The organism is Streptomyces sp. T028 (assembly GCF_048159505.1).
Taxonomy (GTDB): domain Bacteria; phylum Actinomycetota; class Actinomycetes; order Streptomycetales; family Streptomycetaceae; genus Streptomyces.
In genome coordinates this window covers 17,684-30,460 of the sequence record NZ_JBLRVZ010000079.1, presented here as the reverse complement: position 1 = coordinate 30,460, position 12,777 = coordinate 17,684, and the positions used below count along the sequence as shown (strand labels likewise).

12 protein-coding genes are annotated in these 12,777 nt (G+C 72.2%); 4 read left to right on the top strand and 8 right to left on the bottom strand.

Annotated features, from left to right (window positions below; all coding sequences use genetic code 11):
* The first annotated feature begins 56 nt into the window (after positions 1-56).
* From ACLZN2_RS48580 to ACLZN2_RS48570, 3 genes are all read left to right on the top strand, one after another.
* Positions 57-713 (top strand): zf-HC2 domain-containing protein, encoded by a 657-nt coding sequence (locus tag ACLZN2_RS48580; RefSeq protein WP_416986486.1) that lies wholly within the window; start codon positions 57-59, stop codon positions 711-713.
* Positions 714-875: 162 nt separating this feature from the next.
* On the top strand, positions 876-1,265 hold the full coding sequence (locus ACLZN2_RS48575; RefSeq protein WP_416986485.1) for a hypothetical protein: 390 nt from the start codon (positions 876-878) through the stop codon (positions 1,263-1,265).
* Between the two features lie 3 nt (positions 1,266-1,268).
* Entirely contained in the window at positions 1,269-3,632 is a 2,364-nt protein-coding gene (locus ACLZN2_RS48570) for a caspase, EACC1-associated type (RefSeq protein WP_416986484.1), read from the top strand.
* A gap of 25 nt (positions 3,633-3,657) precedes the next feature.
* On the opposite strand, the gene ACLZN2_RS48565 is transcribed toward ACLZN2_RS48570, so the two are convergent.
* The 3 genes from ACLZN2_RS48565 to ACLZN2_RS48555 all read right to left on the bottom strand — a co-directional run bounded on the left by ACLZN2_RS48565 (position 3,658) and on the right by ACLZN2_RS48555 (position 6,968).
* The gene (locus ACLZN2_RS48565; protein WP_416986483.1) at positions 3,658-4,521 is read right to left on the bottom strand and encodes an Fpg/Nei family DNA glycosylase; all 864 of its coding nucleotides are present in this window, start codon (positions 4,519-4,521) and stop codon (positions 3,658-3,660) included.
* A 21-nt stretch (positions 4,522-4,542) separates the two neighbouring features.
* Positions 4,543-6,633: a SpoIIE family protein phosphatase gene (locus ACLZN2_RS48560; protein WP_416986482.1), complete on the bottom strand. Its 2,091-nt coding sequence runs from the start codon at positions 6,631-6,633 to the stop codon at positions 4,543-4,545.
* Between the two features lie 71 nt (positions 6,634-6,704).
* The gene (locus ACLZN2_RS48555) at positions 6,705-6,968 is read right to left on the bottom strand and encodes a hypothetical protein (RefSeq protein WP_416986481.1); all 264 of its coding nucleotides are present in this window, start codon (positions 6,966-6,968) and stop codon (positions 6,705-6,707) included.
* Positions 6,969-7,096: 128 nt separating this feature from the next.
* Between ACLZN2_RS48555 and ACLZN2_RS48550 the strand changes: the two genes are divergently transcribed.
* Positions 7,097-8,515 carry a lipase maturation factor family protein gene (locus tag ACLZN2_RS48550; RefSeq protein ID WP_416986514.1) on the top strand — a complete coding sequence of 473 codons (1,419 nt, stop codon included), beginning with the start codon at positions 7,097-7,099 and terminating at the stop codon, positions 8,513-8,515.
* Here the strand turns inward: ACLZN2_RS48550 and ACLZN2_RS48545 are convergent.
* The 5 genes from ACLZN2_RS48545 to ACLZN2_RS48525 are packed head-to-tail and all read right to left on the bottom strand — an operon-like array spanning position 8,503 to position 12,698.
* Positions 8,503-9,327 carry an amidohydrolase family protein gene (locus ACLZN2_RS48545; RefSeq protein WP_416986480.1) on the bottom strand — a complete coding sequence of 275 codons (825 nt, stop codon included), beginning with the start codon at positions 9,325-9,327 and terminating at the stop codon, positions 8,503-8,505. The two genes, ACLZN2_RS48550 and ACLZN2_RS48545, sit on opposite strands and share 13 nt — an antisense overlap.
* Entirely contained in the window at positions 9,324-9,638 is a 315-nt protein-coding gene (locus ACLZN2_RS48540; RefSeq protein ID WP_416986479.1) for an L-rhamnose mutarotase, read from the bottom strand. The genes ACLZN2_RS48545 and ACLZN2_RS48540 overlap by 4 nt, the downstream gene beginning before the upstream one ends.
* Positions 9,635-10,603, bottom strand: coding sequence for an aldo/keto reductase (locus ACLZN2_RS48535; protein WP_416986478.1), 969 nt, complete (start codon positions 10,601-10,603; stop codon positions 9,635-9,637). The genes ACLZN2_RS48540 and ACLZN2_RS48535 overlap by 4 nt, the downstream gene beginning before the upstream one ends.
* Positions 10,600-11,358: an SDR family NAD(P)-dependent oxidoreductase gene (locus ACLZN2_RS48530; RefSeq protein WP_416986477.1), complete on the bottom strand. Its 759-nt coding sequence runs from the start codon at positions 11,356-11,358 to the stop codon at positions 10,600-10,602. The genes ACLZN2_RS48535 and ACLZN2_RS48530 overlap by 4 nt, the downstream gene beginning before the upstream one ends.
* Positions 11,355-12,698 carry an L-fuconate dehydratase gene (locus ACLZN2_RS48525; protein ID WP_416986476.1) on the bottom strand — a complete coding sequence of 448 codons (1,344 nt, stop codon included), beginning with the start codon at positions 12,696-12,698 and terminating at the stop codon, positions 11,355-11,357. The genes ACLZN2_RS48530 and ACLZN2_RS48525 overlap by 4 nt, the downstream gene beginning before the upstream one ends.
* Between the last annotated feature and the right edge of the window lie 79 nt (positions 12,699-12,777).

Genomic DNA, 12,777 nt, shown 5'->3' with positions numbered 1-12,777 from the left:
GTACCGGTGGGAGCAAGGAGTAACCCCACTGGCACTCAACGGCACGAGGTTTCGGCATGAGGTCCCTGGAGAGGCATCGCGACGTCGGCGCGTACGCGCTCGGCGTGCTGGACGAGGCGGAGGCCTTCCGCTTCGAGGACCACCTCATGGAGTGTCCTCAATGCGCGGCACAGGTCACCGAGTTCGGCCCCACCGCGCGGCAGATGATGCTCTACCGGCGGGCCACCCCGCGCAGCGTTCACCCCTTCGCGGGGCCCGGGCCGCGGCTGCTGGACAAACTGCTCGCCGAGGTGGCCGCCCGGCACCGGGCCGCCCGCCGGAGGGTGATGTTCGCACTGGCGGCCTCCGTGGTGATCGCGCTCGTCGGCCCCGCGGTCGCCATGATGGCGGGCGGTGACGACACTGAGGACGCGGTACGGGTCACCGCCACCGACGAGAAGTCGGGCGTGTGGGCGCAGGTGACCATCGAGGACGAGGCCTGGGGCAGCGACATCGAGCTGAAGGTGAAGGACGGCGCGGGCCCCCGCGACTGCCGGCTGATCGCCATCGGCCACGACGGCTCCGAGCAGACCGTCACGAGCTGGAACGTTCCGCTGCACGACGCCCGCCCCAACACGATGAAGGGCGCCACCGCCTACCACCCCGACGAGGTCGCCCACTACGAGCTGCGCACCGCCGAGGGCGAGCATCTGGTCACCCTGCCCTCCCGGTGATGCCGACCCGAAGTGAGTTCAGGTCACTTCGTGTCGAATTCAACCTCGTTCTCGGACAGCGATTCCAGTGATTCCAGTGATTCCAGGGTCTTTCCCGGTGAAATCGCGATTTGCGGCGGCCCGCGTTTCGGCACAAGATATTGTCGAGACGGGGAGCCACCGATGGAAAAGACTTTGCGAATCCTCCTGACCGAGGAAGGCGCGGAAGCCGAGGACATCGCGGAACTGACCGGTTTTCTGCGCGCGGAACTGCTGCAGCTCGACGTGGACGACGTCACGACGGTCACCGACGAGGAGGACCTCCCGCCCGGTGCCCGCGCCGTGGACATCACCACGATCGGGGCCCTGCTGGTCAGCCTGGGCAGCACCGCCGCCGGGCTCTCCCAGGTCGTGAACGCCATCCGGGAGTGGCGCGACCGCTGCCGGGGCACCCGTCCCACCCTGCGGCTGACCCTGGACGACGACGAGCTGGAGATCTCCGAGGCTACGACGGAACAGGTGTCGGAGGCGTTCGACCTGTTCGTCAAGCGTCATTCCCCGATCGAGGCGTGAGCCATGACCACCACCCGGCACGCGCTGATCATCGCCAATGACCGGTACGACGACCAGGGCCTCCGACAATTGCGGGCACCGGCGCAGGACGCCGTCTCCCTCGCGGAAGTCCTGGGCGATCCGGAGATCGGCGATTTCGATGTGGAAGTGTTGAGAAACGAACGGGTGGACGCCATCAGGCGCGGCATCGAGCGTTTCTTTTCCGAGGGCGGGCGCGAGGACACGCTGATGGTGCACTTCTCCTGCCACGGCCTGAAAAGCGAATCCGGATCCCTGTATTTCGCGGCCCGGGACACCGAACCCCGGCTGCTGGAGGCGACGGCGGTCTCGGCGCAGTTCGTCCGCCACTGCATGTTCCGCACCCGGGCCAGGCGGACCGTGCTGTTCCTCGACTGCTGCTACGGCGGCGCCTTCTCCCGGGGTTCGTCGTCGGTCCGCGCCGCGGGGGACGTCCATGTGCTGGAGTCGTTCGCCGGGGAGAAACTCGGCGGCGGACGGGGCTGGGCCGTGATCACCGCCTCCAACTCCATGGAGTACGCCTTCGAGGGCACCCAGCTCACCCGGACCACCACTCCGCGGCCCTCCGTGTTCACCCACGCGGTGGTGGAGGGCCTCACCACCGGGGACGCCGACCTCGACGAGGACGGCGAGGTGTCCCTGGACGAGCTGTACGAGTACGTCTTCGACCACGTCCGGCAGCAGAGCCCGCACCAGACGCCCGGCCGCACCGTCGACATGCAGGGCGACATGTATCTCGCGCACAGCCGGCACCGGCGCATCGCGGCCAAGCCGGTGCCGCCTGCCCTGCGCAAGGCCATGGACGCCGCCAACTTCTACACCCGGCTGGGTGCGGTGGCGGAACTGCACGCCTGGGCGGAGAGCGCGGACCTCGCCAAGGCGCTGGGGGCGCGCGACGCCCTGGAGGAGATCGTCCAGAACGACATCCGGGTGGTCTCGGACGAGGCGCGCAAGGCTCTGGCCGACACCGAACTGCGGCCCGATCCGATGCGGCTGGACTTCGGCCGGGTACCGCAGAACTCCGAGACCCCGCACCGGCCGGTCCATCTGCTCGGCCCGCCCCTGGCCCGCACCTGCACCCCGTATCCGACCTCTCCGGCGGGCGACTGGCTGTCGGCCGAGGGGTCGCCCGAAGGACTCGACATCAGCGTCGACACGTCCAGACCGGGGCGGCGGAGCGGGGAGCTGCTGCTGAAGGGGATCACCGGCGAGGTGACCCTCCAGGTGGAGGCGGAGATCGTCCCGGCCCCGGCCCCGGTGCCCGAACCGGAGCCGGAGCAGCCGCCGCCTCCGCCCCCGCCTCCTCCGCCGCCTCCGCCGCCTCCGTCGGCGATGAGACGGCCGGTGGACGAGGGTGACGGCCAAGGCGGGTTCCCTGCGGTGCCGGAGGGCACCGTGGACGACGAAAGGCATGCGACAGCCGAAGGGGCGCAAGGGGACGGAGTCCGTCCCACGTCGGCCGATGTCGGCGGCGGAGGCCGTACCGGGGCCGAAGGGGGCAGCGGCGGCAGAGTCCACCCCGCATCGCAGGGCGCCGGAGAAGGCCGAGAAGGCGGAGAGCAGGTGGTCCCCGACAGGGCCCATGGAGACGGACGCCAACCGGACGGAGACCACCCCGCGCCGGTGGACGCCGACAAGAGCAGGCGCCCCACCGTGTCGGACAGCGCCGACCGGGCCGGGGCGCCGCCGGAGGGCCGTGGCGCTGCCCGAGTCCATGGGCGGCAGCATGCGGCCGACGGCAGAGCCGGTCAGGGCGACGACGGCGGAGCCCCGGCCCGTCGGGGCGTGGCGGACGCGTCCGTCCAGAAGCCCGCGTCAGGACGGAACCCCGCGCGGGCTCAGGAACCCACGCCCGTCCGGGCGGAGCCCGCTGGGCAGCGGACGCCGGGGCCGCGGCGGGCACCCGTGTCCGAGGGTGCGCCCTCCGCGCCCCCCGCCGGGACGCCGCCCCCCGCCGGGACGCGGGCCCAGCCCTCGCAGCGGGCTCCGGTGCTCGCCGGGACCGCGCTGGTCCTGGCCGTCGCCTCGGTCGGCACCGCCGCGCGGGCCGTCTACAAGGCGAACACGGCCGTACAGGCGCTGCAGGATCTGAAGGGCGACCTCGGGGCTCACATCAGTGACTCGGGCATGCTCACGGCCCTCGTCGTCTCACTGATCACAGCCGCCGTGGCGCTGCTGCTGTGCTCCCTCGCCGGGCGCGAGCTGGAGGCCCACCCCCGCCACTACCCGGCGTCCACGGCGAGCACCACGAGATCGGTGATCTGGACCGCACGGCTGCTGGCCCTCCCGGCGATGGTCGTGGGCGTGATCATGGCGATCGGCTACCCCATCGCCAACACCATCTGGTGAGCCGCGCCCCCGAGCCCGCCCGTCCTCACTTCAGCAGCCGCGACAGCCTCCGGTCGGCGAGCGGCTTGCCGCCCGTCTGGCAGGTGGGGCAGTACTGGAGCGAGGAGTCGCTGAAGGAGACCTCGCGGATGGTGTCGCCGCACACCGGGCAGGGCTCGCCCGTGCGGCCGTGGACGCGCAGGCCGCTCTTCTTCTCGGCCTTCAGCCGCCCGGCGGCCAGGCCCCGAGACCGCTCGACCGCCTCGGTGAGGGTGGTGCGCAGGGCCTCGTGGAGGGTGTGGATCTCCTGCGGGGTCAGGGAGGCCGCCAGTTTGAAGGGGGACATTTTCGCCGCGTGCAGGATCTCGTCGCTGTAGGCGTTGCCGACGCCCGCGAGCAGGCTCTGGTCGCGCAACGCGCCCTTGAGCTGCCGGCGTTCGCCCGCGAGGAGTCCGGCGAGGCGGGGTTCGTCGAAGTCGGCGGCAAGCGGGTCGGGGCCGAGCCGGGCGACCCCGGGGACCTGCTGCGGGTCGTGGACGACGTACACCGCGAGCCGCTTCTGGGTGCCGGCCTCGGTGAGGTCGAAGCCCTCGCCCGTCTCCAGGGCGACCCGCAGGGCGAGGGGCCCCTTGCCGGGCCGGGGCAGGCCGTCGGGGAGGCGGTCCTTCCACTGCAGCCAGCCGGCCCGCGCGAGGTGGGTGACTAGATGGAGGCCGGCGTCCGTCTCCAGGTCGAGGAACTTGCCGTACCGGTGCACCGCGCTGACCTCGTGTCCCTCGACGGCGGTGACGGGAGGGTCGTACGTCTTCAGGACGCTGATCGCCACCGGCAGCACGCGCACGATCTCATGGCCGACGACGTGCTCGGTCAGGAAGTCCTTGAGCGCTTCGACCTCGGGGAGTTCCGGCATACGTCCAGAGTGCCACGGGGGTCACCGGGGCTCGCGTGCGACGAACTCGCACCATACGCACTTGCCGCCGCCGCGTGCCTCCACGCCCCAGACGTCGGCGAGCAGGTCCACCAAAAGCAGGCCGCGGCCGGAGACGCCGGAGACGCCGGCCTCGCGGCGGCGGGGCAGGGCGCTGGAGGAGTCCTCGACCTCGACGCGCAGCCGCCGGTCGCCGCCGCCCGCGAGGACCCGCAGGGTGACGATGGCGGCTCCCTCGGTGTGCATGAGGGCGTTGGTGATCAGTTCGTCGGCGACCAGTTCGATCTCGTCGGCGCGGTCGCGGGCGCCCCACGCGCGTACGGCGGCCCGGATCATGTGCCGGGCGGCGGTGAGCGCCTCCGGGTCACCGGGGGCGACGTGCTGCTGGAGCCGTCCGCCGGTCCGCGGGGTGTCGAGGCCCCGGCGGCGCAGCAGGAGCAGGGCCACGTCGTCGTCCCCGCCGCGCTCCTCGGCGACGTCGATCAGCTGGTCGGCGAGCTTGCGTACGTCGTCGGGGCCGGCGGCGACGAGGGCGGCGAGGCCCCGCATGCCGTCGTCGAGGTCGGTGCCGGGCTGTTCGACCAGACCGTCGGTGCACAGCAGCAGGGTGTGGCCGGGGTCGAGTTCGATGGTGCCGACCGGGTACTCGAGGCTGCCGAACTCGGCGGACAGCCCGAGCGGCAGCCCGCCCGGGACGTGGACGCGACGGCAGCTGCCGTCGGCGGCGCGCAGCAGGGGGTCGATGTGTCCGGCGCGGACCAGTTGGACGACGCCGGTGGCGAGGTCGGCCTCCGCGTACAGGCAGGTGGCGAAGCGGTCGGTGTCGAGTTCGTGGAGGAAGACGGAGGCACGGGCCATGATCGTGGCCGGGGTGTGGCCCTCGGCGGCGTAGGCCTTGAGGACGATCCGCAGCTGGCCCATGACGGCGGCGGCGTGCGTGTCGTGGCCCTGGACGTCGCCGATGACTGCGCCGACCCGGCCGCCGGGCAGCGGGATCAGGTCGTACCAGTCGCCGCCGATGTCGCGGCCGAGCGTGCCGCCGATGGTGGCGGCGCGGTAGCGGACGGCGACGTCGGCGCCGGGCACGCTGGGGATGGTGCGGGGCAGCATGGCCTGTTGGAGCCCCTGGGCGATGTCCTTCTCCTGCTCGTAGAACATCGCGCGCTGCAGGCTCTGGGCGATGCTGCTGCCGAGGGCGACGAGGATGTTGCGCTCCTCCTGGGTGAACCCCTCGCGGTTGCTGTAGAGCAGGCCCATCGCGCCGATGGGGCGGGCCTGGACGATCAGCGGCAGATAGGCCGCCGAGGTGATCCGCAGGTCGGTGATGTGCGGCCACAGCACGGGGTAGCCGGCCGCGAACTCGTCCGCCGACTCGATGAAGCGTGGGGTGAGGGTGCGTACGACCTCGCTCATCGGGTACGGCTCGTCGATCCGGGTGACCAGGGTGCCGGGGACGAAGCTGCCCTCGGGGCCCTCGGCGACCAGCCGGATCCGGCCGGCCTCGACCAGGCCCATGACGAGGCTGGTGGCGCCGAGGTGGGTGAGGCCCTGGGTGTCCTTGAGGACGTCGATGACGTCCTGCACGGTCCGGGCGTGGGCGAGGGCGGCCGTGGTGAGCTGGACGACGTTGGTCTGCTCGCGGCGGGCGTCGTCGAGTCCGGCCGCCTCGTCGCGGGCGGCGAGGTCGCTCAGCTCGTCGGTGGCGTCACGGACGATGCCGACGATCCGGCGGGGGCGGCCGGTGGCGTCGCGGCGGATGTAGCCCTGGGTGTGGGTCCAGCGCAGGGTGCCGTCGCGCAGCCGCGTACGGAAGTAGGAGCCGTAGTTCTCGCTGCCGTCCTTGATGGCCTGGGAGACCAGTTCGTCCAGCCGGATGGCCTCGTTCGGCGGCACGCGGATCGCGAGGGAGGCGGGGTCGTCGTCGAATTCGTCGGGCCGCAGGTCGAAGATCTCGTGGGCCCGGGCGTCCATGTGGAACAGCCCCGAGTCCAGGTCCCAGTCGAAGCTGCCCATGCGGTTGAGCGCCAGGATCGGATCCGGGTGGGCGGGCCAGTCGTCCGGGAGTGACAGGGCGCTCGCTCCCCGATCAACCATGGGGCCACCTTGCCAGGATTCGTCCGATTCTTCGACTTCTTCGGCTTCTTCGACCGGGGCCGTACGGTGTCTCAGTCGAGGGCCACGCCGTCGACCAGCTCGGTGGTGTCGGACTCGTCGGGTCCGTCGGGGACCAGGCCGCCGCCGTCGGGCAGGTCGGGAATCTCGGGGACGGTCTCGGGGCCTACGTCCTCGGAGAGGCCCTGGTCCTCGGTGGCCGGGAGGACGATCCCGGCGTCCGATGGGGTGCCGTTCTCCTCCGCGCCACTGCGGCCTGCCACGAGGAGAACCGCCGACAGGGCGCAGGCGGTGAGGGTCGCAACGGGTACTCGCACCTCTGCCTCCCGGGAAATGGGGATCATTCGCCCACCATTGTCTGCTTCACTCACGTGGGTTACGCAAACGGAGGGATGGACCACGAGCCGTCACGATGGCCGGAACGAACGCGAAGGAGCGCACCACCGTGGACTGGTTCACCGCACCCGACTACTGGCTGAGCCGCCTGGTGTTCCAGCGGGCACTGGCCGCCGTGTACCTGGTCGCGTTCTTGACGGCGGCCCTTCAGTTCCGTGCCCTGCTGGGCGAGCGCGGGATGCTGCCGGTCCCGCGTTACGTCGAGCGGGTGCCGTTCCGGGCCGCGCCCAGTCTGTTCCAGTGGCGCTACTCCGACCGGCTGTTCGCGGGCTGCGCCTGGGCGGGGTGCGCGGTGTCGGCGGCGCTGCTGGCGGGGCTCGACGGTCTGGTCCCGCTGTGGGCGGCGATGCTGCTGTGGCTGGTGCCGTGGGCGCTGTATCTGTCGATCGTCAACGTCGGGCAGACCTGGTACTCGTTCGGCTGGGAGTCGCTGCTGCTGGAGACCGGCTTCCTCGCGGTGTTCCTCGGCAACGACGAGGTGGACCCGCCGGTCGTGGTGCTGTTCCTGGTGCGCTGGCTGCTGTTCCGGGTGGAGTTCGGGGCGGGGCTGATCAAGATGCGGGGCGACGCCTGCTGGCGCAAGCTCACCTGTCTCTACCACCACCACGAGACCCAGCCGATGCCCGGCCCGCTGAGCTGGTTCTTCCATCATCTGCCGAGGCCGCTGCACCGGGTGGAGGCTGCGGCCAACCACGTCACCCAACTCGTCGTCCCGATCCTGCTGTTCACGCCGCAGCCGGTGGCCACGGCGGCCGCCTCGCTGATGATCCTGACCCAGCTGTGGCTGATCCTTTCGGGCAACTTCTCCTGGCTGAACTGGATCACGGTGGTGCTGGCCGTGCCCGCGCTGGACCTGCCCTCGGACCACCGCCCGCTCGCCGGGCCACCGCTCTGGTACGAGGTGGTCGTCCTCGCCGTCGCGGCGCTGATCGTCCTCCTGAGCTACCGCCCGGCGGTCAACATGGTCTCCCGCCGCCAGGTGATGAACCGCTCCTTCGACCCGCTGCACCTGGTCAACACCTACGGAGCGTTCGGCAGCGTCAGCCGGATCCGCTACGAGGTGGTGGTCGAGGGCACGCGGGACGACGTACCGCGTGAGGACTCCGACTGGCGGGAGTACGAGTTCAGGGGCAAGCCGGGCGATCCCCGGTACTGGCCGCGCCAGTTCGCCCCCTACCATCTGCGCCTGGACTGGCTGATGTGGTTCGCGGCGCTCTCCCCCGCGTACGCCGGCTCGTGGTTCGGCGCGCTGGTGGAACGGCTGCTGGAGGAGGACCGCGACACGTTGAGGCTGCTGCGCCGCTCCCCCTTCCCGCCCGGCGAGCCGCCTAGGTACGTCCGCGCCCGTCTCTTCCGCTACCGGTACACCACCTGGCGGGAGCTGCGGGAGACGGGGGCGTGCTGGGAGCGGACGTACGTGCGCGAGTATCTGCCGCCGACCCGGCTGACGGCGGCTCAGAGGTCGTAGACGCGCAGGGCGGTGCTCTCGAAAATCTGCCGGTGTTCGGAGGGGCTCACCAGCGCGGAGGTGACGGCCACGACGTCGCCGTACGGGGCCGCGAGCGTGGACACGGGCCAGTCGGAGCCGAACATCAGCCGGTCGGGACCGAAGGCGTCGAGGACGGTGTCGGCGTACGGGCGCAGGTCGTTCACGCTCCAGGAGGCGGGGTCGGCCTGGGTGAGCAGGCCGGAGAGCTTGCAGACCGTGTTGGGGAGGGCGGCGAGGGCGCGGACGTCGGACGCCCAGGGTTCCAGGCCGCCGGAGGCGATGGGGGGTTTGCCCAGGTGGTCGAGGACGAAGGTGAGCTGGGGCAGGGCGGCGGCGGCCTTCGTGCAGGCGGGCAGCTGGTGCGGGAGGACGACCAGGTCGTGGGCGAGGCCCGTCTCGGCCACGGCGGCGAGGCCCCGCTGGACGTCCGGCCGCAGCAGCCACCCGGGGTCGGGCTCGCCCTGGACCTGGTGGCGGATGCCCTTGAGGTACCCGCCGCCGGGGAGGTCGCGCAGCCGGGCCAGCTCGTCGGTGACGTCCGGGCGGGTGAGGTCGGTCCAGCCCACGACACCCGCGATCAGTTCGTGCGCGGCGGCGAGGGCGAGGAACTCCGGGGTCTCCTCGGCCACGGTGACGGTCTGGACGAGGACCGTGCGGTCGACGCCGGCGGCGCGCGCCTGAGGTTCCAGGTCCGCGATCGTGAAGTCGCGGCGGATCGGGCTGCCCGCTTCGATCCAGTCCTGGTCCCGTACGGACAGGTCCCAGACGTGGTGGTGGGCGTCGACGGTCACGGCAGCTCCCATACGACGGGCAGACCGGCGTCGGCTCCCTCGTCGGAGTAGTCGTGCACCACGTCGAGGAGTTCGGCCATCCGGGTCTGCCAGGCCACGTTGACCGGCAGCTTCTCCAGCGCGGCGAGGAGACGGGCGTAGTCATCGCACTCCAGCACGTGGAAGAGGTCGGTGCCGCTGCGCCATATGGTCCAGGAGGAGGCTCCTGCGGCGCGGATGGCGTCGGTCAGCTCCTTGGGCACCTCGCGGTGCGCGGTCTCGTAGGCGTCGATCCGGTCGGCGCGGACCCGGGTGTGCAGGGCGACCCTCATGACGGCTCCTCGGGGGGAAGAAGTCCGGTGTCCCTCAGCTCCTGCCAGAAGGCGTCCGGGACTTGTGTGGCGAACTGCTCGGCGCAGTCGTCGGCCTCGTCGGCCGAGCGGGCGCCGACCAGGACGCTCGCGACCGCCGGGTGGGCGGCGCAGAACGCCAGCGCGGCGGCGCGCAGGGTGATGCCGTGCCGGTCGGCCGCCGCCTTCATCCGCAGGGCCTTGTCGAGCAACTCGGGCGGGGCCGGAGCGTAGTTGTACGTGGCCGAGGGGCCGGGGTCGGCCAGCAGCCCGGAGTTGAAGGCGCCGCCGATGACGACGGACACGCCGCGTTCGACGGCCGCGGGCAGCAGCTCGGCGGCGGCGCGCTGGTCCAGCAGGGTGTAGCGGCCCGCGCAGAGCACCACGTCGACGTCCGTCTCGCGGACGAACCGGGTGAGCATCTCGGCCTGGTTCATGCCGGCGCCGATCGCCCCCACCACGCCCTCGGAGCGCAGCTTCTCCAGGGCGGGGTAGCCCTCGCGGAAGGCCTGTTCGGCGTGGTCGTCGGGGTCGTGCAGATAGACGACGTCGACGCGGTCGAGGCCGAGGCGTTCGAGGGAGGCCTCAAGGGAGCGCCGTACGCCGTCGGCACCGAAGTCCCAGACGCGGCGGTGGGTGGCGGGTACGGCGAAGCCGTTGGCGAGGTCGTCGCCGCCGTCCGCGGAGGGCTCCAGGAGGCGGCCCACCTTGGTCGACACGGTGTAGGCGGAGCGCGGGTGCTCGCGCAGGGCGGCGCCGAGGCGGCGTTCGGACAGGCCGAGGCCGTAGTGCGGCGCGGTGTCGAAGTAGCGCACGCCGTGGCGCCAGGCGGCGGCGACGGTGTCGTACGCCTGTTCCTCGGTGACCTCGGTGTAGAGGTTGGCGAGGGGCGCGGCGCCGAGGGCGAGGCCGGTGACCTGGACGGGGCTGCGGCCGAGGGCGGTCATCGGGTCGCCGCCGGACGCGGGCGCAGGCCCTGCATGCCGCCGTCCACGGCGAGGGAGGTGCCGGTGGTGGCGCCGGAGAGGGGGCTCGCGAGGTAGGCGATGGCGCCGGCGACCTCGGCGGCGCTGACGAGGCGGCCGGTGGGCTGGCGGGCCTCCAGGGCGGCGCGCTCGGCGGCCGGGTCGTCGGCCGCGTCCAGCAGCCGTCCGATCCACGGGGTGTCGGCGGTGCCGGGGTTGACACAGTTGACGCGGATGCCCTCGCGGAGGTGGTCGGCGGCCATGGCGAGGGTGAGCGAGAGGACGGCCCCCTTGGTCGCGCTGTACAGCGCCCGCTGCGGCAGTCCGGCGGTGGCGGCGATGGAGCAGGTGTTGACGATCGCGGCGTGTTCGGACGCGCGCAGGTGGGGCAGTGCGGCGCGGGCCACGCGGACCATGCCGACGACGTTGACGTCGAGGACGCGGTGCCATTCGGCGTCGTCGTTGTCCTCGACGGTGCCCTGGGCGCCGATGCCCGCGTTGTTGACCAGCACGTCCAGGCCGCCGAGGTCGGCGACGGCCGCCGCGACCGCCTCCCGTACGGAGGTGTCGTCGGTGACGTCGGCGCGGAGGCCGAGGAGCGGCTTGTCGACGCCGGAGGGGTCCAGGTCGAGGACGGCGACCCGGGCGCCGCGTTCGGCCAGCAGCTCGGCGGTGGCCCGGCCGATGCCGGACGCGCCGCCGGTCACCAGGGCGCTCAGCCCTTCGAAGTCGCTCACGTCGCGCTCTCCTTCCGTCCGGCGAGGTCGGCGGCCCAGAAGGTGCCGCCGGGGTAGGTGTAGCGCTCGATCGACTCGGGGCGCATGGCCGCCGAGAAACCCGGTGCGGTGGGCGCCGTGTAGTGACCCTCGCGGATCACCACCGGGTCGAGGAAGTGGTCGTGCAGATGGTCGACGTACTCGATGACGCGGTCCTCGGTGGTGCCGGTGAGGGCGACGTAGTCGAACATCGACAGGTGCTGGACGAGTTCGCACAGGCCCACGCCGCCCGCGTGCGGGCAGACCGGGACGCCGGACTTGGCGGCGAGCAGCAGGATGGCGAGGTTCTCGTTGACGCCGCCGACGCGGGCTGCGTCGAGCTGGAGGACGTCTAGGGCGCCGGCCTGGAGGAGCTGCTTGAAGACGACGCGGTTCTGCACGTGTTCGCCGGTGGCCACCTTGACCGGGGCGACCGCCCGGCGGACGGCGGCGTGGCCGAGGACGTCGTCGGGGCTGGTGGGTTCCTCGATCCAGTACGGGTCGAACTCGGCGAGGGCGCGGGTCCAGCGGATCGCCTCGTCGACGTCCCAGCGCTGGTTGGCGTCGACCGCGAGCCGGATGCCGGGGCCGACGGCGGCGCGGGCGGCACGGCAGCGCCGTACGTCGTCGGCGAGGTCCGCGCCGACCTTCAGCTTGATCTGCCGGAAGCCGTCGGCGACGGCCTGGCGGGCGAGCCGGGTCAGCTTCCCGTCGTCGTAGCCGAGCCAGCCGGCGGAGGTGGTGTAGGCGGGGTAGCCGTGCTCCAGCAGCTGTGCGGTGCGCTCGGCGGCGCCCTCCCTGCCGCGGCGCAGCAGGGCGAGGGCCTCGTCGGGGGTGAGGGCGTCGGTGAGGTAGCGGAAGTCGACCTGGCTCACGAGCCATTCGGGGTCGGCCTCGGCGAGCAGCCGCCACAGGGGCTTCTCCGCCCGCTTGGCGGCGAGGTCCCAGGCGGCGTTGACGACCGCGCCGATCGCCATGTGCATCACGCCCTTCTCGGGGCCGAGCCAGCGCAGCTGGCTGTCGCCGATCAGGTCGCGGCTGAGGGTGCCGGGGTCGGCGCAGAGCGCGTCGACGGAACGGCCGACCACCTGCCCGCGCAGGGCCTCGATGGCGGCGACCTGCACCTCGTTCCCCCGGCCGATGGTGAAGGTGAAGCCGTGCCCCTCGTGGCCGTCGGCGGCGTCGGTGCGCAGCACGACATAGGCGGCCGAGTAGTCGGGGTCCGGGTTCATCGCGTCGGAGCCGTCGAGCTCGCGCGAGGTGGGGAAGCGGATGTCGTGGGTCTCGACCGCGGTGACGCGGGCGGTGGTCGGCGGGGCCATCGGCCGGCTCCTCATCTGACGTCCTTCGTGCGACAGCCGCATATTTATCAGACCACTTTGCTCCGACAACAGCCCCCGG